The 22625-nt window shown below is 71.5% G+C and carries 20 protein-coding genes and 1 pseudogene; 17 read left to right on the top strand and 4 right to left on the bottom strand.

From position 1 onward, the window contains the following. Positions 1–136: 136 nt before the first annotated feature. From hpnC to LE548_RS03850, 11 genes and pseudogenes are all read left to right on the top strand, one after another. On the top strand, positions 137–1033 hold the full coding sequence (hpnC, locus tag LE548_RS03900) for a squalene synthase HpnC (protein ID WP_225095181.1): 897 nt from the start codon (positions 137–139) through the stop codon (positions 1031–1033). Then, positions 1030–1992 (top strand): presqualene diphosphate synthase HpnD, encoded by a 963-nt coding sequence (gene hpnD / locus LE548_RS03895; protein WP_225095180.1) that lies wholly within the window; start codon positions 1030–1032, stop codon positions 1990–1992. Before hpnC ends, hpnD begins: the two co-directional genes overlap by 4 nt. Then, positions 1992–2066 (top strand): annotated as a pseudogene (locus LE548_RS46405) (DUF6380 family protein); the annotation flags it as partial. The gene hpnD and the pseudogene LE548_RS46405, both read left to right, overlap by 1 nt. Beyond that, complete coding sequence (gene hpnE / locus LE548_RS03885; protein WP_374116022.1) at positions 2036–3553, top strand: hydroxysqualene dehydroxylase HpnE; 1518 nt, start codon at positions 2036–2038, stop codon at positions 3551–3553. The pseudogene LE548_RS46405 and the gene hpnE, both read left to right, overlap by 31 nt. A gap of 68 nt (positions 3554–3621) precedes the next feature. Beyond that, positions 3622–4686 (top strand): polyprenyl synthetase family protein, encoded by a 1065-nt coding sequence (locus LE548_RS03880; protein ID WP_225095427.1) that lies wholly within the window; start codon positions 3622–3624, stop codon positions 4684–4686. A 120-nt stretch (positions 4687–4806) separates the two neighbouring features. Beyond that, positions 4807–6831, top strand: a complete 2025-nt coding sequence (gene shc / locus LE548_RS03875; RefSeq protein WP_225095178.1) for a squalene--hopene cyclase — start codon at positions 4807–4809, stop codon at positions 6829–6831. Between the two features lies 1 nt (position 6832). Continuing rightward, positions 6833–7474 carry a 1-hydroxy-2-methyl-2-butenyl 4-diphosphate reductase gene (locus tag LE548_RS03870; protein WP_225095177.1) on the top strand — a complete coding sequence of 214 codons (642 nt, stop codon included), beginning with the start codon at positions 6833–6835 and terminating at the stop codon, positions 7472–7474. A gap of 5 nt (positions 7475–7479) precedes the next feature. Beyond that, positions 7480–8502, top strand: a complete 1023-nt coding sequence (gene hpnH / locus LE548_RS03865) for an adenosyl-hopene transferase HpnH (protein WP_225095176.1) — start codon at positions 7480–7482, stop codon at positions 8500–8502. Positions 8503–8506: 4 nt separating this feature from the next. Beyond that, positions 8507–9640 carry a flavodoxin-dependent (E)-4-hydroxy-3-methylbut-2-enyl-diphosphate synthase gene (gene ispG, locus LE548_RS03860; protein ID WP_225095175.1) on the top strand — a complete coding sequence of 378 codons (1134 nt, stop codon included), beginning with the start codon at positions 8507–8509 and terminating at the stop codon, positions 9638–9640. A 30-nt stretch (positions 9641–9670) separates the two neighbouring features. Beyond that, the gene (gene dxs, locus LE548_RS03855) at positions 9671–11569 is read left to right on the top strand and encodes a 1-deoxy-D-xylulose-5-phosphate synthase (RefSeq protein WP_225095174.1); all 1899 of its coding nucleotides are present in this window, start codon (positions 9671–9673) and stop codon (positions 11567–11569) included. Then, entirely contained in the window at positions 11566–12951 is a 1386-nt protein-coding gene (locus LE548_RS03850; protein ID WP_225095173.1) for an aspartate aminotransferase family protein, read from the top strand. Before dxs ends, LE548_RS03850 begins: the two co-directional genes overlap by 4 nt. A 13-nt stretch (positions 12952–12964) precedes the next feature. Here the strand turns inward: LE548_RS03850 and LE548_RS03845 are convergent, their stop codons facing one another. Further along, the gene (locus tag LE548_RS03845; protein ID WP_225095172.1) at positions 12965–13264 is read right to left on the bottom strand and encodes a hypothetical protein; all 300 of its coding nucleotides are present in this window, start codon (positions 13262–13264) and stop codon (positions 12965–12967) included. 146 nt (positions 13265–13410) lie between these two features. Between LE548_RS03845 and LE548_RS03840 the strand changes: the two genes are divergently transcribed. Together LE548_RS03840 and LE548_RS03835 are read left to right on the top strand one after the other, a co-directional pair. Further along, positions 13411–14034 carry a helix-turn-helix domain-containing protein gene (locus LE548_RS03840; RefSeq protein WP_225095171.1) on the top strand — a complete coding sequence of 208 codons (624 nt, stop codon included), beginning with the start codon at positions 13411–13413 and terminating at the stop codon, positions 14032–14034. Continuing rightward, positions 14031–14153 carry a DUF6126 family protein gene (locus LE548_RS03835; protein ID WP_225095170.1) on the top strand — a complete coding sequence of 41 codons (123 nt, stop codon included), beginning with the start codon at positions 14031–14033 and terminating at the stop codon, positions 14151–14153. The genes LE548_RS03840 and LE548_RS03835 overlap by 4 nt, the downstream gene beginning before the upstream one ends. A gap of 31 nt (positions 14154–14184) precedes the next feature. Here LE548_RS03835 and LE548_RS03830 read toward each other — a convergent pair whose 3' ends face one another. Next, the gene (locus tag LE548_RS03830) at positions 14185–14982 is read right to left on the bottom strand and encodes a tyrosine-protein phosphatase (protein WP_225095169.1); all 798 of its coding nucleotides are present in this window, start codon (positions 14980–14982) and stop codon (positions 14185–14187) included. A gap of 216 nt (positions 14983–15198) precedes the next feature. On the opposite strand from LE548_RS03830, the gene LE548_RS03825 reads away from it, so the two are divergent. From LE548_RS03825 to LE548_RS03815, 3 genes are all read left to right on the top strand, one after another. Further along, positions 15199–17274: an alpha-galactosidase gene (locus tag LE548_RS03825; protein ID WP_225095426.1), complete on the top strand. Its 2076-nt coding sequence runs from the start codon at positions 15199–15201 to the stop codon at positions 17272–17274. Between the two features lie 246 nt (positions 17275–17520). Continuing rightward, entirely contained in the window at positions 17521–18237 is a 717-nt protein-coding gene (locus LE548_RS03820; RefSeq protein WP_225095168.1) for a DUF6250 domain-containing protein, read from the top strand. 144 nt (positions 18238–18381) lie between these two features. Further along, a complete protein-coding gene (locus LE548_RS03815) occupies positions 18382–19167 on the top strand; it encodes an SGNH/GDSL hydrolase family protein (protein WP_225095425.1) in 786 nt (261 codons plus the stop codon). Between the two features lie 82 nt (positions 19168–19249). On the opposite strand, the gene LE548_RS03810 is transcribed toward LE548_RS03815, so the two are convergent. Next, the gene (locus tag LE548_RS03810) at positions 19250–19870 is read right to left on the bottom strand and encodes a TetR/AcrR family transcriptional regulator (RefSeq protein ID WP_225095167.1); all 621 of its coding nucleotides are present in this window, start codon (positions 19868–19870) and stop codon (positions 19250–19252) included. Positions 19871–20022: 152 nt separating this feature from the next. Next, a complete protein-coding gene (locus tag LE548_RS03805) occupies positions 20023–21207 on the bottom strand; it encodes a glutamate dehydrogenase (protein WP_225095166.1) in 1185 nt (394 codons plus the stop codon). A 290-nt stretch (positions 21208–21497) separates the two neighbouring features. Between LE548_RS03805 and LE548_RS03800 the strand changes: the two genes are divergently transcribed. Next, on the top strand, positions 21498–22625 hold a 1128-nt coding region (locus LE548_RS03800; protein ID WP_225095165.1), incomplete at its 3' end, for an MBL fold metallo-hydrolase.

Genomic DNA, 22625 nt, shown 5'->3' with positions numbered 1-22625 from the left:
CCCCGGATTGCCGGGCGGCGTGTCCGAAATAGTGTGTATTGGATCCGCAGTGTAGAACGGGAGATGTGACGGCGATGGCTACGGAGACTCCCCTGCTCAACGCAGCATGTGCCGTCCCCGCCCCGGGCAGCGGGCGATGACGGCGACCGAGACGGCGCCGGGCCCGGAACGCGCCACCCTGGACAAAGCCGCGAGCGAGAACTTCCCCGTGGCCCCCTTTTTCCTGCCCCGGGCCTGGCGCGACGACCTCATGGCCGTCTACGGCTTCGCCCGCCTCGTGGACGACATCGGCGACGGCGACCTCGCCCCCGGCGGCGCCGACGCCCGGCTGCTCGGCGTGCCGGCCGCCGACGCCGAGGACCGCCTGATCCTGCTCGACGCCTTCGAGGCCGATCTGCGCCGGGTCTTCGACGGCACCCCGAGCCACCCGCTGCTGCGCCGCCTCCAGCCCACCGTCCGGCGCCGCGGCCTGACCCCCGAGCCCTTCCTCGGCCTGATCGCCGCCAACCGTCAGGACCAACTCGTCAGCCGGTACGAGACCTACGACGACCTCCTCGCCTACTGCGAACTGTCCGCCAACCCCGTGGGCCGCCTCGTCCTCGGCGTCACCGGCACCGCGACCCCCGAGCGGATCCGCCTGTCCGACGCCATCTGCACCGCCCTGCAGATCGTCGAGCACCTCCAGGACGTCGCCGAGGACCTCGGCCGGGACCGGATCTACCTCCCGGCCGAGGACATGAAGCGCTTTCACGTCCAGGAAACGGATCTTGGCGAGAAAACCGGGGGCGCATCGGTGCGCGCCCTGGTTGCATACGAAGCGCAACGCGCCCGCGATCTGCTGAATGAAGGCGCCCCCCTCGTGGGTAGCGTCCACGGCAGGTTGAAGCTGCTGCTCGCAGGGTTCGTGGCGGGGGGAAGGGCGGCGATCCGGGCGATCGCCGCCGCCGAATACGACGTACTTCCCGGCCCGCCCATGCCCGGCAAGGTCCAGTTGCTGCGTGAGGCGGGCGTGATCCTGCGAGGAGAGGGGTGATCCGGACCGTGGAGTCTCCGTCGCATGTGTCCGCGCCGGTACTCGCCGCCTACAGCTACTGCGAGGCCGTCACCGGGCAGCAGGCCCGTAACTTCGCGTACGGCATCCGGCTGCTGCCCACGCCCAAGCGCCGCGCCATGTCGGCGCTGTACGCGTTCTCCCGGCGCGTGGACGACATCGGCGACGGCGACCTGCCCGGCGAGACCAAGCTGACCCGTCTTCAGGACACCCGGGCCCTGCTCGCCCGGGTCGGCGACGGCCGGGTCGGCGAGGACGACACCGACCCGGTGGCCGTCGCCCTCGACCACGCCGCCCGCGCCTTCCCGATCCCGCTCGGCGGCCTGGACGAGCTGATCGACGGCGTCGAGATGGACGTACGCGGGCAGACCTACGAGACCTGGGACGACCTGAAGGTCTACTGCCGGTGTGTCGCCGGTGCCGTCGGCCGGCTCTCGCTCGGCGTGTTTGGCACCGAACCGGGAGCGCGCGGCGCCGAGCGCGCCGGTGAGTACGCCGACACCCTCGGCCTCGCCCTGCAGCTCACCAACATCCTCAGAGACGTCCGCGAGGACGCCCAGAACGGCCGTACCTATCTGCCCGCCGACGACCTGGCCAAGTTCGGCTGCTCGGCCGGGTTCGGCGGGCCGACGCCACCGGAGGGCTCCGACTTCGCGGGCCTCGTGCACTTCGAAGTACGGCGGGCCCGCGCCCTTTTCGCCGAGGGCTACCGGTTGCTGCCCATGCTCGACCGGCGCAGCGGCGCCTGCGTGGCCGCCATGGCCGGCATCTACCGCCGGCTGCTGGACCGCATCGAGCGCGACCCCGAAGCCGTACTGCGCGGCCGCGTCTCGCTGCCCGGCCGCGAGAAGGCCTACGTCGCCGTGCGCGGTCTGTCCGGGCTCGACACCCGGCATGTGACCCGCCATGTCGCGCCGCGGTCCGTCAGGAGGCGCGCCTGATGGACCTCACCGAACCAGGAGACATGCGGCAGGCAACCCTCGGCTGCGGCGTGGCGTCCCTGACTGCGACGGCCGAGCGTGCACCGTTCAACCAGCACGGTCGGCAGGCAGGGAAGGACGCACGATGAGCGACGGCTCGCGCCCCGCACAGGCGCACGCTGACATCGCGGGAGCCGAGGGTCCGGCAGGCCGCAGCGCCGTCGTGGTCGGCGGCGGGCTCGCCGGCATCACCGCCGCGCTCGCGCTCGCGGACGCGGGTGTCCGCGTCACCCTGCTCGAAGGCAGGCCGAGGCTGGGCGGCCTCGCCTTCTCCTTCCAGCGCGGCGAACTGACCGTCGACAACGGCCAGCACGTGTACCTGCGCTGCTGCACCGCCTACCGCTGGTTCCTCGACCGGATCGAGGGCACGGCGCTGGCACCGCTGCAGGACCGCCTCGACGTGCCCGTCGTCGACGTCGCCAGGCCCGAGGGCAGACGGCTCGGCCGGCTGCGGCGCGACGCACTGCCCGTCCCCCTCCACCTGGGGCGCAGCCTCGCCACGTATCCGCATCTGTCGCTGGCCGAGCGGGCCGCGGTCGGGCGTGCCGCGCTCGCGCTCAAGGGGCTCGACCTCGCCGATCCGACCCTGGACACGCAGGACTTCGGCAGCTGGCTGGCCGCGCACGGCCAGTCGACGCGCGCCGTCGAGGCCCTGTGGGACCTGGTCGGGGTCGCCACCCTCAACGCGGTCGCGGGCGACGCCTCGCTGGGGCTCGCCGCGATGGTGTTCAAGACCGGTCTGCTGTCCGACCCGGGCGCGGCCGACATCGGCTGGGCCCGCGTCCCGCTGGGCGAACTGCACGACCGGCTGGCCCGCAAGGCGCTCGACTCCGCGGGCGTCCGCACCGAAGTCCGTACACGCGTCACCTCCGTCTCTACCAACGAGAACGGCACCTGGAGCGTTCAGGTTCCCGGCGAGACGCTGCACACCGATGCCGTCGTCCTCGCCGTACCCCAGCGCGAGGCGCACGACCTGCTGCCGCCCGGCGCCCTCGACGCCCCCGAGCAACTCCTGCGGATCGGCACCGCGCCGATCCTCAACGTGCACGTCGTCTACGACCGCACGGTGCTCGCCCGTCCCTTCTTCGCCGCCCTCGGCACCCCCGTGCAGTGGGTCTTCGACCGCACCGACGCCTCCGGGCTCGACCAGGGTCAGTACCTGGCGCTGTCGCAGTCGGCCGCGCAGGACGAGATCGAGCTGCCGGTCGCCGCGCTGCGCGCGCGCTATCTGCCCGAGTTGGAGCGGCTGATCCCGGGCACCCGTGGCGCGGTGGTGAAGGACTTCTTCGTGACCCGGGAGCGCACGGCGACGTTCGCCCCCACCCCCGGCGTCGGGCGGCTGCGGCCCGGCGCCCGTACCAAGGCATCCGGCCTGTACCTGGCCGGAGCGTGGACCGCCACAGGGTGGCCCGCGACCATGGAGAGTGCGGTCCGCAGTGGAGTGAGTGCGGCCGACGCCGCGCTGAACGCCCTGGGCCGGCCCCGCCCCCGCCGTCTCTTCGCGTTCGAGGAGGCGGCCTGATGCTCGATCAGTACAGGGCAGGCCCCCGCACCCCCGGTACCGCAACAAGAGGAGAGACTGTGCCCACTGTGCCCCCGGCCTCGACACCCGCTCGGAGGACCGCGGTGGACGTGACCGCGCTGCTGGAGCGCGGCCGGACCCTGGCCACACCGGTCCTGCGTACGGCCGTCGACCGCCTGGCGCCGCCCATGGACACCGTCGCCGCCTACCACTTCGGCTGGATCGACGCGGCCGGCAACCCCGCCGAGGGAGACGGCGGCAAGGCCGTACGGCCGGCCCTCGCCGTGCTCTCCGCCGAGGTCACGGGCGCAGCGCCCGAGGTGGGCATCCCGGGGGCCGTCGCGGTCGAACTCGTCCACAACTTCTCGCTGCTGCACGACGACCTGATGGACGGCGACGAGCAGCGCCGGCACCGCGACACCGTCTGGAAGGTGCACGGGCCCGCTCAGGCCATCCTGGTCGGCGACGCCCTGTTCGCGCTCGCCAACGAGATTCTGCTGGAGCTCGGCACCGTCGAGGCCGGCCGCGCCACGCGCCGGCTGACCGCCGCCACCCGCGCCCTGATCGACGGTCAGGCGCAGGACATCTCCTACGAGCACCGCGACCGCGTCAGCGTCGAGGAGTGCCTGGAGATGGAGGGCAACAAGACCGGTGCGCTGCTCGCCGCCTCCAGCTCCATCGGCGCGGTCCTCGGCGGAGCGGACGACGCCACCGCCGACGCGCTGGAGAAGTACGGCTACCACCTCGGCCTCGCCTTCCAGGCCGTCGACGACCTGCTCGGCATCTGGGGTGACCCGGAGGCCACCGGCAAGCAGACCTGGAGCGATCTGCGCCAGCGCAAGAAGTCCCTGCCGGTCGTCGCCGCCCTCGCGGCCGGCGGCTCCGCCTCCGAGAAGCTCGGCGAGATGCTCGCGGCGGACGCCAAGAGCACCGACTTCGAGAACTTCTCCGAGGAGGAGTTCGCCGCCCGCGCGGCCCTGATCGAGGAGGCCGGCGGCCGCGACTGGACGGCCGGTGAAGCACGCCGTCAGCACACCATCGCCATCGAAGCCCTCGACGCCGTCGACATGCCCGGCCGGGTCCGGGACGCCTTCGCGGCGCTCGCCGACTTCGTCGTCGTACGGAAGAGATGATCATTATCGGCTCGACAAGCCTCGCGTAGTCGCCGGCCGGTGTCGCAGGAAGACGAGAGGACACCGGCCGACGGCGGACCCACAGCAGCACGACTCGCACGACTGCACGAAGGGGAAGCCATGACAGCGACGACCGACGGAAGCACCGGGGCAGCCTCGCAGTCCCACGCGGCCGCGGCCAGCGACACCACTCTCACCACCCCCGAGGCGGCCGGGGTACACGAAGCCGCCGCAGGCGCCGCCCGGCGCGCCACCGACTTCCTGCTGTCGCGGCAGGACGCCCAGGGCTGGTGGAAGGGCGACCTGGAGACCAACGTCACCATGGACGCCGAAGACCTGCTGCTCCGTCAGTTCCTGGGCATCCGCGACGAGAAGACCACGCAGGCCGCCGCGAAGTTCATCCGCGGCGAGCAGCGCGACGACGGCACCTGGGCCACCTTCTACGGCGGACCCGGCGAACTGTCCGCCACCGTCGAGGCGTACGTCGCCCTGCGGCTGGCCGGAGACGCGCCCGACGCGCCGCACATGGCGAAGGCGTCGGCCTGGATCCGCGAGCGCGGCGGAATCGCCGCCGCCCGGGTCTTCACCCGGATCTGGCTCGCCCTGTTCGGCTGGTGGAAGTGGGAGGACCTGCCCGAACTTCCGCCGGAACTCATCTACTTCCCCACCTGGTTCCCGCTCAACATCTACAACTTCGGCTGCTGGGCGCGGCAGACCATCGTGCCGCTCACCATCGTCTCCGCCAAGCGACCGGTGCGCCCGGCGCCCTTCGCCCTGGACGAGCTGCACACCGACCCGGCGAACCCCAGCCCGCCGCAGCCGCTCGCCCCGATGACCAGCTGGGACGGGCTCTTCCAGCGGCTCGACAAGGTGGTCCGCGGCTATCGCAGGGTCGCCGTACGCCGGCTGCGCAAGGCCGCGATGAACAGCGCGGCCCGCTGGATCGTCGAGCGGCAGGAGAACGACGGCTGCTGGGGCGGCATCCAGCCACCGGCCGTGTACTCGGTCATCGCCCTGCACCTGCTCGGTTACGACCTTCAGCACCCGGTGCTGCGCGAGGGACTCGCCTCGCTGGACCGTTTCGCCGTGTGGCGCGAGGACGGCGCCCGGATGATCGAGGCCTGCCAGTCCCCGGTGTGGGACACCTGCCTCGCCACCATCGCACTGGTCGACGCCGGGCTGCCCGTCGATCACCCGCAACTGGTCAAGGCCGCCGACTGGATGCTCGGCGAGGAGATCGTCCGGCCCGGCGACTGGGCCGTACGCCGGCCCGGGCTCCCGCCGGGCGGCTGGGCGTTCGAGTTCCACAACGACCAGTACCCGGACATCGACGACACCGCCGAGGTCGCGCTCGCGCTGCGCCGGGTCCGGCACCACGACCCCGAGCGGATGGACAAGGCCATCGGGCGCGCGGTGCGCTGGAACCTCGGGATGCAGTCGAAGAACGGGGCCTGGGGCGCCTTCGACGTCGACAACACCAGCCCGTTCCCCAACCGGCTGCCGTTCTGCGACTTCGGCGAGGTGATCGACCCGCCGTCGGCGGACGTCACCGCGCATGTCGTGGAGATGCTCGCCGCCGAGGGCCTCGCCCACGACCCGCGCACCCGGCGCGGCATCGACTGGCTGCTCGCCGAACAGGAGCCGGACGGCTCGTGGTTCGGCCGCTGGGGCGTCAACTACATCTATGGCACCGGGTCGGTGGTCCCCGCGCTGACCGCGGCCGGACTGCCCGGCTCCCACCCGGCGATCCGGCGTGCCGTGACCTGGCTGGAGAGCGTCCAGAACGACGACGGCGGCTGGGGCGAGGACCTGCGCTCCTACAAGTACGCCAAGGAATGGAGCGGCCGCGGTGCCTCCACCGCCTCGCAGACCGCGTGGGCGCTGATGGCGCTGCTCGCGGCGGGGAAGCAGGACTCCAAGGCCGTCGAGCGCGGCATCCGGTGGCTGGCCGACACCCAGCGCGAGGACGGCAGCTGGGACGAGCCGTACTTCACCGGCACGGGCTTCCCCTGGGACTTCTCCATCAACTACCACCTGTACCGGCAGGTCTTCCCGCTCACCGCGCTCGGCCGCTACCTGCACGGCGATCCCTTCGAGCGCCGGCTGCTCGCGAAGAAACCTCACGCCGAGGCCCAGGTGCACTGAGGTGACCGCCGAACCCGTCCCGGCCCCGCTGCTGATCGCCTGCGCGCTCGGCATCGAGCACTTCGCCCTGCGCACGGGGGACCGCAGCGGGGCGGGCGGGCCGTACTCCGTCGTCCGTACCGGCATGGGCCCGAAGGCGGCGGAACGCTCCGTCACCCGGCAGCTCGCCGGGCCGGCACTCGCCGACGCGGCCGTGCTGGCCACCGGGTTCTGCGCCGGGCTCGCCCCCGGAATGCACCCCGGCGATCTGGTGGTCGCCGAGGAGACCCGGGACCCGCGTGGCACGGTCGCCTGCGTGGCGACCGAGCTGCTGGTCAAGGAGCTGGTGCGGCTGCTGCCCGGACGCACGGTGCACACCGGGCCGCTCACCGGCTCCGACCACGTCGTGCGCGGCCCCGAGCGATCCCAGCTGCTCGCGACCGGCGCGATCGCGGTCGACATGGAGTCGGCGGCCACGCTCCTCGCCGCCGTCCGCGCCGGCGAACGCCCGGTTGCGGCCGTCCGGGTGGTCGTGGACGCTCCCGAACATGAACTCGTCCGGATCGGCACAGTGCGCGGAGGAATATCAGCCTTCCGTGTTCTTCGTTCCGTTCTTCCCGCATTTTTCGAATGGCACCGTTCTTTGTTGCTCCCCCGGAGGTGAGCCAGATGGTCATGCCGTTGCGTCAGACCCTCAAGGTCGCTACATATCTGCTGGAACAGAAGGTGAGGAAGAGGGACAAGTTCGCCCTGCTGGTCGAGTTGGAGCCGTTGTTCGCGTGCAACCTCAAGTGCGAGGGCTGCGGCAAGATCCAGCACCCGGCGGGCGTGCTCAAGCAGCGCATGCCCGTGGCGCAGGCGGTCGGCGCAGTCCTGGAGTCGGGTGCGCCGATGGTGTCGATCGCCGGCGGCGAACCTCTGATGCACCCTCAGATCGATGAGATCGTCAGGCAGTTGGTGGCGCGGAAGAAGTTCGTCTTCCTCTGCACCAACGCGCTGCTGATGCGCAAGAAGATGGACAAGTTCAAGCCCTCGCCGTATTTCGCGTGGGCGGTGCACATCGACGGGCTGCGTGAGCGGCACGACGCCTCGGTCGCGAAGGAGGGCACCTTCGACGAGGCGGTGGAGGCCATCAAGGAGGCCAAGCGACGCGGCTTCCGGGTGACCACCAACTCGACCTTCTTCAACACCGACACCCCGCAGACCGTCGTGGAGGTGCTCAACTTCCTCAACGACGACCTGAAGGTGGACGAGATGATGCTCTCGCCCGCCTACGCCTACGAGAAGGCCCCCGACCAGGAGCACTTCCTCGGCGTCCAGCAGACCCGGGAGCTGTTCAAGAAGGCGTTCTCGGGCGGCAATCGCGCGAAATGGCGGCTCAACCAGAGCCCGCTCTTCCTGGACTTCCTGGAGGGCAAGGTCGACTTCCCGTGCACCGCGTGGGCGATCCCGAGCTACTCGCTGTTCGGCTGGCAGAAGCCCTGCTACCTGATGAGCGACGGCTATGTGCCCACCTACCGGCAGCTGCTGGAGGAGACCGACTGGGACAAGTACGGCCGCGGCAAGGACCCGCGCTGTGACAACTGCATGGCGCACTGCGGCTACGAGCCCACCGCCGTCCTCGCCACCATGGGCTCCCTGAAGGAGTCGCTGCGGGCCATGCGCGAGACCGTCTCCGGAAACCGGGACTGACGCCATGACCGCCGTTCCCTTGGGCGTTCCCGAGGTACCGGCCCGGCCGGTCGCGCCGCGGCGTACGTCGCGGCAGATCCGCGTCGGGCCGGTGGCGGTCGGGGGCGGTGCCCCGGTGTCGGTGCAGTCGATGACGACGACCCGTACGTCGGACATCGGCGCCACCCTGCAGCAGATCGCGGAACTCACCGCGTCCGGCTGCCAGATCGTCCGCGTCGCCTGCCCCACGCAGGACGACGCGGACGCCCTCGCGACGATCGCGCGGAAGTCGCAGATCCCGGTGATCGCGGACATCCACTTCCAGCCGAAGTACGTGTTCGCGGCGATCGAGGCCGGCTGTGCGGCCGTGCGCGTCAACCCGGGCAACATCAAGAAGTTCGACGACCAGGTCCGGCAGATCGCGCGTGCCGCGGGGGACCATGGCACGCCGATCCGCATCGGGGTCAACGCCGGTTCCCTGGACCGGCGGTTGCTGCAGAAGTATGGCAGGGCGACGCCCGAGGCGCTGGTGGAGTCGGCGCTGTGGGAGGCGTCGCTCTTCGAGGAGCACGACTTCCGGGACATCAAGATCTCGGTGAAGCACAACGACCCGGTCGTGATGATCGAGGCCTACCGGCAGCTCGCCGAACAGTGCGACTACCCGCTGCACCTCGGCGTGACGGAGGCGGGCCCGGCCTTCCAGGGCACGATCAAGTCGGCCGTCGCCTTCGGGGCGTTGCTGTCACGGGGCATCGGCGACACCATCCGGGTCTCGCTGAGCGCGCCGCCGGCCGAGGAGGTCAAGGTCGGCATCCAGATCCTTGAGTCCCTGGGCCTCAGGCAGCGGCGCCTGGAGATCGTCTCCTGCCCGTCCTGCGGGCGGGCCCAGGTCGATGTGTACAAGCTCGCCGAGGAGGTCACGGCGGGACTGGACGGCATGGAAGTGCCGTTGCGTGTCGCGGTGATGGGGTGTGTGGTCAACGGTCCGGGCGAGGCCCGCGAGGCAGACCTCGGGGTTGCCTCGGGCAACGGAAAGGGGCAGATCTTCGTCAAGGGCGAGGTCGTCAAGACCGTCCCCGAGTCGAAGATCGTGGAGACCCTCATCGAGGAGGCCATGAAGCTCGCCGAGCGGACGAGCCCCGCAGACCAGTCGAATTGAGGCAAGGCACGGACCGAGAGGGGGCCGAGCGTGACCATTCTGGAGAACATCCGGGGACCACGCGACCTGAAGGCGCTGTCCGAGGCGGAACTCGGCGAACTGTCCCACGAGATACGTGAGTTCCTGGTGCAGGCGGTCTCCAGGACCGGGGGGCATCTCGGCCCCAATCTGGGCGTGGTGGAACTGACCCTCGCCCTCCACCGGGTCTTCGAGTCGCCGGTCGACCGCATCCTGTGGGACACCGGCCACCAGAGCTACGTGCACAAAATGCTGACAGGACGTCAGGACTTCTCCAAGCTGCGCGGCAAGGGTGGCCTGTCCGGCTATCCCTCGCGCGAGGAGTCCGAGCACGACGTCATCGAGAACAGCCACGCCTCCACCGCGCTCGGCTGGGCCGACGGCCTCGCCAAGGCCCGCCAGGTGCAGGGGGATAAAGGCCATGTGGTCGCGGTCATCGGCGATGGCGCGCTGACCGGCGGCATGGCCTGGGAGGCGCTGAACAACATCGCGGCCGCCAAGGACCGGCCGCTGATCATCGTCGTCAACGACAACGAGCGCTCCTACGGCCCCACCATCGGCGGCCTCGCCAACCACCTGGCCACCCTGCGCACCACGGACAGCTACGAGAAGGTCCTGGCCTGGGGCAAGGACGTCCTCCTGAGGACCCCGGTCGTCGGGAACACCCTCTACGAGTCCCTGCACGGCGCGAAGAAGGGCTTCAAGGACGCCTTCGCCCCGCAGGGCATGTTCGAGGACCTGGGCCTGAAGTACGTCGGCCCGATCGACGGCCACAATGTCAAGGCCGTCGAGTCGGCGCTGCGCCGCGCGAAGCGCTTCCACGGCCCGGTGCTGGTCCACTGCCTCACGGAGAAGGGCCGCGGCTACGAGCCCGCCCTCGCCCACGAGGAGGACCACTTCCATACGGTCGGCGTGATGGACCCGCTCACCTGCGAGCCGCTCTCGCCGTCCGACGGCCCGTCCTGGACCTCGGTGTTCGGCGACGAGATCGTGAAGATCGGCGAGGAGCGGGACGACGTCGTCGCCATCACCGCGGCCATGCTGCACCCGGTCGGGCTGACCCGGTTCGCCGAGCGCTTCCCCGACCGCGTGTGGGACGTGGGCATCGCCGAGCAGCATGCGGCCGTGTCGGCGGCCGGGCTCGCCACCGGCGGTCTGCATCCGGTCTTCGCCGTCTACGCCACCTTCCTCAACCGCGCCTTCGACCAGCTGCTGATGGATGTCGCCCTGCACCGCTGCGGGGTCACCTTCGTCCTCGACCGGGCCGGCGTCACCGGCGTCGACGGCGCCTCGCACAACGGCATGTGGGACATGTCGGTCCTCCAGGTCGTGCCCGGCCTCAGGATCGCCGCCCCGCGCGACGCCGGCCAGCTGCGCGCCCAGCTGCGCGAGGCCGTCGCCGTGGACGACGCGCCCACCGTGGTCCGCTATCCGAAGGAGTCGGCCGGCCCGGACATCCCGGCGCTCGACCGTGTCGGCGGCATGGACGTGCTGCACCGCGGCGAACGCCCCGAGGTGCTGCTGGTGGCCGTCGGCGTGATGGCACCGGTCTGCCTCCAGGCCGCCGACCTGCTCCAGGCCCGCGGCATCGACTGCACGGTGGTGGACCCCCGTTGGGTCAAGCCCGTCGACCCGGCCCTGCCCGGCCTCGCCGCCGAGCACCGGCTGGTGGCCGTCGTGGAGGACAACAGCCGCTCCGCGGGCGTCGGTTCGGCGGTCGCCCTGGCCCTCGGCGACGCCGACGTGGACGTGCCGGTACGGCGGTTCGGCATCCCGGAGCAGTTCCTCGCGCACGCCAAGCGCGGCGAGGTGCTGGCCGACATCGGACTCACGCCCGTCGAGATCGCCGGGCGGATCAGCGCGAGCCTGGCCTTCAGAGACACGGGCGGCCCAGCCAAGGAGAAGGAATGAGCACGGAGTTCGACCTCGGCGCAACTCTCGCCGAGCGCGGAGCCGAACGCTACGAGCTGCACACGAAGTACCTCAATCCGCAGCTCCCGCGCATGCTGCACACCATCGGCTTCGACAAGGTCTACGAGCGGGCCGAGGGCGCCCACTTCTGGGACGCGGACGGCAACGACTACCTGGACATGCTCGCCGGGTTCGGGGTGATGGGCCTCGGCCGTCACCACCCGGTCGTCCGCAAGGCGCTGCACGACGTCCTCGACCTCGGCCTCGCCGACCTCACCCGCTTCGACTGCCAGCCGCTGCCCGGCCTGCTCGCCGAACGGCTCCTCGCCCACAGCCCGCACCTGGACCGGGTGTTCTTCGGCAACAGCGGCACCGAGGCGGTCGAGACCGCCTTGAAGTTCGCCCGCTACGCCACCGGCAGGCCGCGGATCCTGTACTGCGACCACGCCTTCCACGGCCTGACCACCGGCTCGCTGTCGGTCAACGGCGAGGACGGCTTCCGTGACGGCTTCGCCCCGCTGCTGCCCGACACCGCCGTACCCCTCGGCGATCTGGACGCCCTGGCACGGGAGTTGAAGAAGGGCGACGTGGCCGCGCTGATCGTCGAGCCGATCCAGGGCAAGGGCGTGCACGAGGCGCCGCCCGGCTATCTGCGCGCCGCCCAGGACCTGCTGCACCGGCACAAGGCGCTGCTGATCGCCGACGAGGTGCAGACCGGTCTCGGCCGCACCGGAGACTTCTACGCCTACCAGCACGAGGAGGGCGTGGAGCCCGACCTGGTGTGCGTGGCCAAGGCGCTGTCCGGCGGGTACGTCCCGGTCGGGGCCACTCTCGGCAAGGACTGGATCTTCAAGAAGGTCTACTCGTCCATGGACCGCGTGCTGGTGCACTCGGCGAGCTTCGGGTCCAATGCCCAGGCGATGGCGTGCGGCCTGGCGGTGCTGTCGGTCATGGAGAACGAGCTGATCGTCGCGGGCGTGCGCAGCACCGGCGAGCTGCTGAAGTCCCGGCTGACCGCCCTGATCGACACGTACGAGCTGCTCGCCGACGTGCGCGGCCGGGGCCTGATGATCGGCATCGAGTTCGGCAAGCCGTCCTCGCTGAAGCTGCGCAGCCGCTGGACCATGCTCCAGGCGGCCCGCAAGGGCCTGTTCGCGCAGATGGTCGTCGTACCGCTGCTGCAGCGGCACCGCATCCTCACCCAGGTCTCCGGCGACCACCTGGAAGTGATCAAGCTGATCCCGCCGCTGGTCGTCGACGAGGCGGACGTCGACCGGTTCATGGATGCCTTCACCGCCGTCATGGACGACGCGCACAGCGGCGGCGGCCTGATGTGGGACTTCGGCAAGACCCTGATCAAACAGGCGGTCGCCCATCGCTGACGGCGGCGGGTGCTCAGGACATCAAGGTGAGAAGGAGGAGGAAGGCGCCGAGCCCGACCGCGCCGAGGACGGTCCCTGTCACCGAGGTCCACAGCCGGCCGTATCCGCGGCCGGCGTAGTGGATCCCCATGCAGCCGAAGGTGACGGCGAAGGCGGCGGCGAGCACCGACCAGGGCAGCAGGAAGAACGTGAGCGTGGGCCAGGTGCTCACGGCGGCGATGGTTCCGAGGCCGAGCGAGAGCGGGCCGAGGGCGCCGGCGGGCGAGCCGGCCGGACGGGAGCCGGTGGGGCGGGGCGTGCTCGATATGGACATGATGCGGTCCCCCATTTTTGAACGTGTTCAAGTCCTGGGGGGAGCGTAGCAGCGGCCCGATCGCTTGGCTGGCAGAGATCACCCGGCTGTTTTGCCTCACAGGCAAAAAAATTGCCGATGAGGCAAAACAGGGGCTGAATAGAGGCATGAACGCCTCAGATGCCGGGTCACCGGCGGAGCCGGGCGGCGCACTGCCCGTGGTCGCGCCGCAGTTGCGCGCCCTGCGCCGACGCGCCGGCCTCACCCTGGAGGCCGCGGCCCGCGACGCCGGACTCTCGCCCGCCCATCTGTCCCGGCTGGAGACCGGGCAACGCCAGCCGTCCCTGCCGATGCTGCTCGCCCTCGCGCGCATCTACGGTACGACGGTCTCCGAACTCCTGGGGGAGACGGTCACCGGCCGGGACGCGATCGTGCGCGCCGGCGACATGGAGCCGACCCGGGCGGGCGGCTGGACGTACTTCCAGGCCGGGGCGCCCGGCCGCGGCATGCAGGCACTGCGGGTGCGCGTGCCGTACGGCTCGCAGGGCGACATCGTGCGCGTCCACCCCGGCGAGGAGTGGCTCTACGTCCTCAGGGGCCGCCTGCGTCTGCGCCTGGGCGACACCGCGCATCTGCTCGGCCCCGGCGACAGCGCCCACTTCGACTCGCTCACCCCGCACCGCCTCGCCGCCGAGGACCACGACGGCGTCGAGCTGCTGTTCGTCCACACCCTGCTGCAGAGCCCCACGGCCGCACTGTGCCTGGGGCCGTCGGCCGGAGAGCTGCCATGAGCAACTTCGAGACGAAGTTCCCCCGTTCCCTGTGGATCCGCCTGATCATCTACATCGCCGTCGGCCACCTGTTCGCCGCGTTCCTCTACCTGCTGTTCGCGGTGGGCGGCAAGGGCTGACCGGGGTGGCAGGCCGGGGGAACCCCGACGGTCAGTCCAGCAGGCGTTCGCGCAGCCGGTCGCGGCCGCCGGGGGTGAGGCCGAGGCCCCGCTCCAGGTAGGTGTCGACCGCGCCCCAGGTCTCCTCGATGCTCTCGAAGGCCGCCTGGAGATACTCGGCGCGGGCGTCGAACAGCGGGCTGAGCAGCTCCATCACCTCGGGGGTGTACGCGCTCTCGGCGCTGCCGCTGCGGCGCACCTTGTAGCGGCGGTGCTTGGCGTTGGACTCCAGGTAGTCGGCGACGATCGCGTCCCGCTCCACGCCGAGGGCGAGGAGCGTGACGGCTATGGAGATGCCCGCGCGGTCCTTGCCGGCCGCGCAGTGCATCAGCGCGGGCACGCTGTCCTCGGTGAGCGCGCGCAGCACCCGGGAGTGCTCGGCGGTGCGCTCCTTGACGATCTTCCGGTACGAGGCGACCATCCGGGCCGCGCCCTTGCCGTCGGCGAGGATCCCGCGCAGCTGGTCGAGGTCGCCGTCCCGGACCATGGTCCAGAACTCGGCGCCGTCCGCCGGATCGCTCAGCGGCAGGTTCACGTTGCGCACGCCGGGCAGTGCGACGTCCGGGCCCTCCAGCTTCTGGTCGGCCGCGTTGCGGAAGTCGAAGATCGTGTGCAGGCCCAGGGAGGCGAGGAAGGCCGCGTCGCTCTCGGTCGCGTGCGCCAGATGCCCGCTGCGGAACAGCACGCCGTGGCGCACCCGCCGCCCGTCCGCGGTCGGCAGACCGCCCACATCGCGGAAATTACGCACACCGGCCAGCTCCGGCTCGGTCGACGGGACCTGCTGCGTCACGGGGGCTCCTCCCGGTCGGGCCCCGCCGTCGCGGCTCGTCGGCGGGCGCTCCGTCGACCATACGACATCGGTTTCCTCGGGCAAGGAGTTGTCCACAGGCAGGGAAACGACAGCCATCGGCGGGGAAACGAGGAGGCCCAGGCATTGAAACGGAGGCCGTGGAACTCTCATGATGTTGGCACTTGAGCGGATCTGTTGGCACCTGTGAGGTATCTAGTGGTGGACATCGCCGAAGACGGTCGTACCTGGCTCCTTTCGGGGCCAGCCAGCAGCTACGCCCTGCATCTCACCGATGCGGACGAACTGCTCCACCTCCACTGGGGGCCACGGATCGCCCTCGCGGACGCCGAGGCCCTGGCCCGGCACCCGCTGCCCGCCTACTGGCCCTTCGAGTCCCCGCTCGACGGCCGCGAGGAGTACCCCGTCGAGGGCGGCCCCCGCTTCGTCCGTCCCGCCCTGTCCGTACGCACCGAGGAGCGGCGCGGCACCGAGTGGCGTTTCGTGTCGTACGCGGCCGACGGTGACGAGCTGGGGCTGCGCTTCGAGGACGGCGGAATCGCGATCACCCTGCACTACCGGATGCGCGGCGATGTCGTCGAGCGCTGGGTCACCGTGGCCAACGGCGGACACGCGCGCGTGGAGCTGCTGCGGGCCGACGCGGCCACCTGGACCCTGCCCGACCGCGCGGGCTGGCGGCTGTCCCAGCTGCACGGCCGCTGGGCCGCCGAGTCCCGCCTCACCACCGCACCCCTCACCTACGGTGAGAAGGTCATCGGCAGCCGCCGCGGCCACACCGGCCACCAGCACCTGCCCTGGGTGGCCCTCGACACCGACGCCACCGAGGAACGCGGCGAGGTCTACGGCTGCGCCTTGGGCTGGTCCGGCTCCTGGCGGATCGCGGTCGCCCAACTCCCGGACGCGCGCGTGCAGATCACCGGCGGCGCCGGCTACGACGACTCGGGCCTGCTGATGCTGGAGGCCGGGGAGTCGTACACGAGCCCGGTCTTCGCGGGTCTCTGGTCCGACGGCGGCTTCGGCGGCGCCAGCCGCACCTGGCACGCCTACCAGCGCGCGTATGTCGTCCCGGACGCGGAGCAGGACCGCCCGGTGCTGTTCAACTCCTGGGAGGCGACGAACTTCGACATCTCCGAGGAGCAGCAGCTCGCGCTCGCCCGCCGGGCCGCCGAGATCGGGGTCGAGCTGTTCGTGGTGGACGACGGCTGGTTCGGCGCCCGTACCAGCGACCGCGCCGGCCTCGGCGACTGGACGCCCAACCCCGACCGCTTCCCGCAGGGCCTGAAGCCGCTGGCCGACCAGGTGCACGGACTCGGCATGCAGTTCGGCATCTGGGTCGAGCCGGAGATGGTCAACCCGGACAGCGAGCTGTACCGCGCCCACCCCGACTGGGTGCAGTACCAGAGCGGGCGCAAGCGGACGGAACTGCGGAATCAGCTCGTTCTCAACCTCGCCCGCGAGGACGTCCAGGAGTACCTCTGGGAGCAGCTCGACACCCTGCTCTCCAGCGCGCCGATCGACTACGTGAAGTGGGACTTCAACCGCTGCTTCACCGACGCCGGCTGGCCCGGCGAGCCGTACCCGCAGCGGCTGTGGGTGGACCACGTCCGCGCCCTGTACGCCCTGCTGGACCGGCTGCGCGCGGCCCACCCCCAGGTCGCCTTCGAGTCCTGCTCGGGCGGCGGCGGCCGGATCGACCTCGGGGTGCTGGGCCGCACCGACCAGGTGTGGACCTCCGACAACACCGACCCGCTGGACCGGCTCGCCATCCAGCACGGCTTCACTCAGATCCATCCGGCCCGGGTGATGGCCGCCTGGGTCACCGACAGCCCGAACATCCAGCTCAACGGGCGGGTCAGCTCGCTGCGGTTCCGGTTCGTCAGCGCGATGGCGGGCGTCCTCGGTGTCGGCGGCGACCTCACCGAGTGGAGCGCCGAGGAGCTGGCCGAGGCCCGGCGCTGGGTGGATCTGTACAAGGAGATCCGCCCGGTCGTCCAGCACGGCGAGCTGTACCGGCTGCGGCCTCCGTCCGGCGGGCTGAGCGCCGTCCAGTACGTCCGCGGAGAGGAGACCGTGGTCCTCGCGTGGCTCCAGGCGCAGAGCTACGGCGAGCCGGTGCCGGCGCTGCGACTGCGCGGACTCGACCCGACGGCGTCGTACGAATGCCGCGAAACCGGCGAAGTGCACCGCGGGGCCGTGCTGCTGCACCACGGTCTGCGCACCGGACTCAAGGGCGACCTGGATGCCACGGTTCTCCGGCTGCGGCGCATCCGGTGATGCGTGAGCAGCGCCTCGCTCGCTGACGTTCGAACCCGTCCGGGCGGAACGCCGCATCCTGCCGCCGCCCGGATTGCGGCTCGTCCGGCCTCCGCCCTGTGTCATGTGTTGCGGTCACATGGCGGACGCGCCCAGGGTGTCGACAGAAAGGGTGGGCGCGGGACACAGTGGTCGCCGTCGACAGCAAGCGCTTACTGCGCGCGTGTCGACGACGTCATCCCTGGTCCTCCGGAAGGAGCCCCGCACATGACGACCACCCGCCGGGCCTTCACCGCCCTCGCGGCCTCGACCGCCCTGGCGGCGCTCGCCCCCGCTCCGGCCGCGAGCGCCGCACCCGGCTGTCGCCGGCTCCTCGCCCACGACGACTTCCGGCAGGGCCTCGGCCAGTGGGCGACGGAACTCCAGGACGGCGGCAGCGTCACCGCCGGCCGCGGGGTCCTGGACATCGACGTGCCGAGCGGCGCGACGGTCTGGTTCCGGCGCAGGCTCGACGGGCCCTACGTCCTGGAGTACACCGCCACCGCGGTCTCGGCAGGCGGCCCCAACGACCGCGTCTCGGACCTGAACAACTTCTGGAACGCGACGGACGTCCGCTCCCCGGCCGACCTGTTCGCCACGCACCGCACCGGCGCGCTCGCCGAGTACGACTACCTCACGACCTACTACGCGGGCTACGGCGCGAACTACAACACCACCACCCGGCTGCGCCGCTACGTCGGTGAACCCGGAGTCCGCCCGCTCGTCTACGACTACACCGAGCCGCTGCTGGTCCCGAACCAGCCCAACCACGTGTGCATCGTCTCCGACGGCTCGCTCGTGCAGTGGTGGAACAACGGCCGCCTGGTGTTCGACTACACGGACCCCGAGCCGTACACGGGCGGACACTTCGCCTTCCGGACCGTGTGGAGCCACTTCAGGGTCACCGGCTTCCGGGTGTGCCGACCGCACACTCAACAGCGCTGAAGGACGGCGTATTCCTGAATGGCACATGATTTAAGAGTGGCTCATCTCACCGTTCGTCAACCTCTGCCTACGGTCGCGTAGGTCACATCCGAAGGTGAATCATGGTCCGACGTGGCAGACGATTCGAAGAATGACAACAGATCAGTGATCGGGTCGTACGTGGCGGTGGGGGACAGCTTCACCGAGGGCGTCGGCGACCCCGGGCCCGACGGGGCGTTCGTGGGCTGGGCCGACCGGTTCGCGGTCCTGCTCGCCGACCGGCGCCCCGAGGGCGACTTCAAGTACACCAATCTCGCGGTCCGCGGGAAGCTGCTCGACCAGATCGTGGAGGACCAGCTCCCGCAGGCGGTCGAACTGGCCCCGGACCTGGTCTCCTTCTGCGCGGGCGGCAACGACATCATCCGCCCGGGCACCGACCCGGACGAGGTGGCCGAGCGTTTCGAGCGGGCCGTGGCCAGGCTGACGGAGGCCGCGGGCACCGTGCTCGTGACGACCGGCTTCGACACGCGGGGCGTTCCCGTGCTCAAGCATCTGCGCGGCAAGATCGCCACGTACAACGGACATGTGCGGGCCATCGCCGACCGGTACGGCTGCCCGGTGCTCGACCTGTGGTCCCTCAAGTCCGTGCAGGACCGCAGGGCGTGGGACAGCGACCGGCTCCACCTCTCGCCCGAGGGGCACACGCGCGTGGCGCTGCGCGCCGGCCAGGCGCTCGGCCTGGAGATCCCGGCCGACCCGGAGCAGCCGTGGCCGCCGTTGCCGCCCCGGGGCACGCTGGACATCCGCCGCGACGACGTCCACTGGGCCCGCGAGTACCTCGTCCCGTGGATCGGCCGCCGACTGCGCGGCGAGTCCTCCGGCGACCACGTGACCGCGAAGGGCGCCCTGTCCCCGGACGACATCAAACACCGCATCGCCTCGGTGGCCTGACCGTCACTCCTCCCACCCCGCCTGTGCCGGCGGGGTGGGGCGGGTGGGGGACTTCCGGGCGTTGCCCGTCCCGGTGGGCCGTTCAGGGCCCCCGTTCGGTCAACGCCCTTCGGTCCAGGCCCAGTTCGCGGGCGAGAGCGTCGTCCACCCACTCCTGTGCCCGGCCGCGCGGCAGCGCGCCTGGGTACGACGTCAGCTGCACCGCCAGCCCGTCCAGCAGCGCGGTCAGCCGCAGGGCGGCAGTGGCCGGGTCGGCACAGGTGAACTCGCCCGCGGCGACGCCCTCGCTGATCACCTCGGCGATCGCCGCCTTCCACTGCTTGTCCAGGTCCCGGGTGACCTCGCGCAGCGCGGGCTCGCGCAGGGCCACCGCCCAGCCCTCGATCCACAGCCGCCAGCCCTTGGCCTGGCCGGTCGGCGCGTACCAGCGCACCGCCGCCCGCAGCCGGCGCAGCGCGGACGTACGCCGCCCCAGCAGCTTGCGCAGATGCGTGAGGTCGTCCTCGGCGGCGTAGGCGAACGCGGCGGCCACCAGCTTCTCCTTCGTGGAGAAGTGGTAGAGCACCAGCGCGTTGCTCACCCCGAGCGCCGCGGCCACGTCGGCGATCCTGACCGCCGCCACGCCCCGCGCCTCGATCTGCCCGATGGCGGCCCGCAGCAACTCCTCCCGCCGCTCGGCCACGCTCAACCGCACTCTCGCCACGCCGTCACCCTAATCCTTTGCTGACGGCGGCGCCGAAGGGGCCTCCACAGCCGTCCGGACCGGCACTGAAGATCTCAGGCACACCCGAGCGGCCGGGGCACAGGCTCAGCAGCCCGCTGGTTGCTGCCAGTTGAGTCAGCTGTGCGCCGTTGTCACCGGTACCACCCGAAGCGATCCGCGATCACCGGCAGCCGGTCGGCCACCAGGGCGTGGGCGGCCGCGCGCGGTGTCGTACCGTCGGTGTCCGCGCGGTCGAGCATCAGGCCGGTCAGGGCGCGCATGGAACGCCGGATACGGGTGAAGGCCTCGCCGGCGTCCGCACCGATGTCCCCGAAAAGGGTCCACCACCACCAGGCGTTCGTACCGGAGTTGACCACCACGTCCGGCAGCACGGTCACCCCGCGCGCGGCCAGCAGCGCCTCCGCCTCCGGCAGGACCGGCATGTTGGCGGCCTCCACGATCCAACGGGCGCCGATCCGCTCCTGGTTGCCGGTGTCGATCGCGTACGACACGGCCGCCGGCACCAGCACCTCCGCGCCGGCCGACAGCCAGGCGTCGCCGGGCAGCTCACGGTCGCCGGGCCGCAGCACACGGCGGTCGACGGTGCCGTACCCGTCCCGCGCGGCCAGCAGTGCCTCGACGTCGAGCCCCGCCGGATTGGCCATCGTGCCCTTGATGTCGGCGACCGCCACCACCCTCAGTCCCGCGCGCGCGAGGAACCGCGCGGTGGCCCCGCCCATCGTGCCGAACCCCTGGACGGCCACGCGCGTGCCCGCGTACGGCACCGACGCCCGGTCCAGGGCCGTGAGCGCCGACTCGGCGACCCCGCAGCCGCCGGCCAGCTCGTCCAGTCCGATGCCGTCCACCTCGACGGCGAAGGCGTCCGCGAGCCGTGCGCGGGCCGCCGTCTCGTCGTCCAGCAGCGGGTACACCGCCTGCACGGAGGAGACCAGGCCCGCCTCGGCCGCCGCGCGGTCGACCAGGTCCTGGGAGAGGCCGAGATCCTCGCCGGTGGCCCAGAGCGTCTCGATGTACGGCCGCATGGCCCGCAGATAGCGCACCAGCAGCCCGTACGCCTCCGGGGCCCGCGGATCGCAGTCGATGCCGCCCTTGGCGCCGCCGAGCGGGATGTAGCGGCCCTCGGGGTCGTAGTGCAGGGCCTCCTTCATCGTCATGCCGCGGGCGAGCCCCGCCACCTCCTCCAGGGTGCAGCCGGGGCGCATCCGCAGCCCGCCGCCGGCCACGCCGCGCACCAGCCGGTCCACGACCAGGAAGCCCTGACGGCCGGTGACGTGGTCGGTCCAGACGAGCGACATCAAGGGGGCGGGGGCGGACATGGGGCTCCTCGGGAACGCGAATGCGGGGACGGGGGAGGGGCGGGGCGGTGACGGCGTCGGTCCCGTCCACGGCCACGCGCGCGTGGAGGCGCCTCTCGGACACGGCGCCCGCGGGGGACCGCCCCATTACTGAATCGTGAGTCAGTATCGGGAGTCCGTTCGCACCCTGTCAACGCGCTGAACGACGGTTCAGTAGTGCACGGCAGGAGCGGTCCGGCACCCCAAGGGGCCCGGACTGTCGGAGGCGCCGACCATAATGGGGAACCTCACCCACTCCACCGGGAGGTACCGTGACCGGACTGCGTTCCTCGATCTCCGGGCTCCGCGCACTGCGGCCGGCGGCCTTCGGCGCGGACCCGGGCGGTGAGCGCATGGCACGCATCCGCCGCTCCCCCCACTTCAAGGACGGCGTCTTCCAGAACCCCGGCGGCACCGCGCGCACCCGGCCCTCCGGCTCCACGCTGGACTTCGCGAAGGTGTTCTTCGACAAGGAGACCCGGCCCCTGCGCGCCCCGGAGGGCACCGTCCCGGTGCACCCCACGACCTTCGCCGACCTGGCCAAGCCGCCCGCCACCGGGCTGCGGCTGACCTGGATGGGACACTCCAGCGTGCTCGCGGAGATCGACGGCCACCGGGTGCTGTTCGACCCGGTCTGGGGCGAGCGCTGCTCCCCGTTCCCGTTCGCCGGACCGCGGCGGCTGCACCCCGTGCCGCTGCCGCTGGCCGCGCTCGGCGAGGTCGACGTGGTGGTGATCTCCCACGACCACTACGACCATCTCGACCTGCCCACGATCAAGGCGCTGGCCGGCACGGACACCGTGTTCGCCGTGCCGCTCGGCGTCGGCGCCCACCTGGAGCACTGGGGCGTCTCCGCGGACCGGCTGCGCGAGCTGGACTGGCACGAGTCCACCAGAATCGGCGGCCTCACCCTCACCGCCACCCCGGCCCGCCACTTCTGCGGCCGCGGTCTGCGCAACACCCAGCACACCCTCTGGGCGTCCTGGGCCGTCGCCGGTGAGGAGCACCGGATCTACCACAGCGGCGACACCGGCTACTTCGAGGGCTTCAAGGACATCGGCGCCGCCCACGGCCCGTTCGACGCCACGATGATCCAGATCGGGGCCTACAGCGACTTCTGGCCCGACATCCACATGCGCCCCGACGAGGGCCTGCGCGCCCACCTGGACCTCCAGGGCGGCGCACCGCACGGCGTGCTGCTGCCGATCCACTGGGGCACCTTCAATCTCGCTCCGCATCCGTGGGCCGAGCCGGGGGAGTGGACCAAGGAGGCGGCCGAGGAGGCCGGCCAGGCGGTGGCCCTGCCCCGGCCCGGCGAGCCCTTCGAACCGGAGGGCAAGCTTCCGGCGGAGGCCTGGTGGCGCGGAGTGGCGGGTACGGAGCGCCGTACCTGGCGCTCG

Origin of the sequence: Streptomyces sp. CoH27 (genome assembly GCF_020181035.1) — a bacterium.
GTDB classification, from domain to species: Bacteria; Actinomycetota; Actinomycetes; order Streptomycetales; family Streptomycetaceae; genus Streptomyces; species Streptomyces camelliae.
This window is presented reverse-complemented; position numbering and strand designations above follow the sequence as displayed.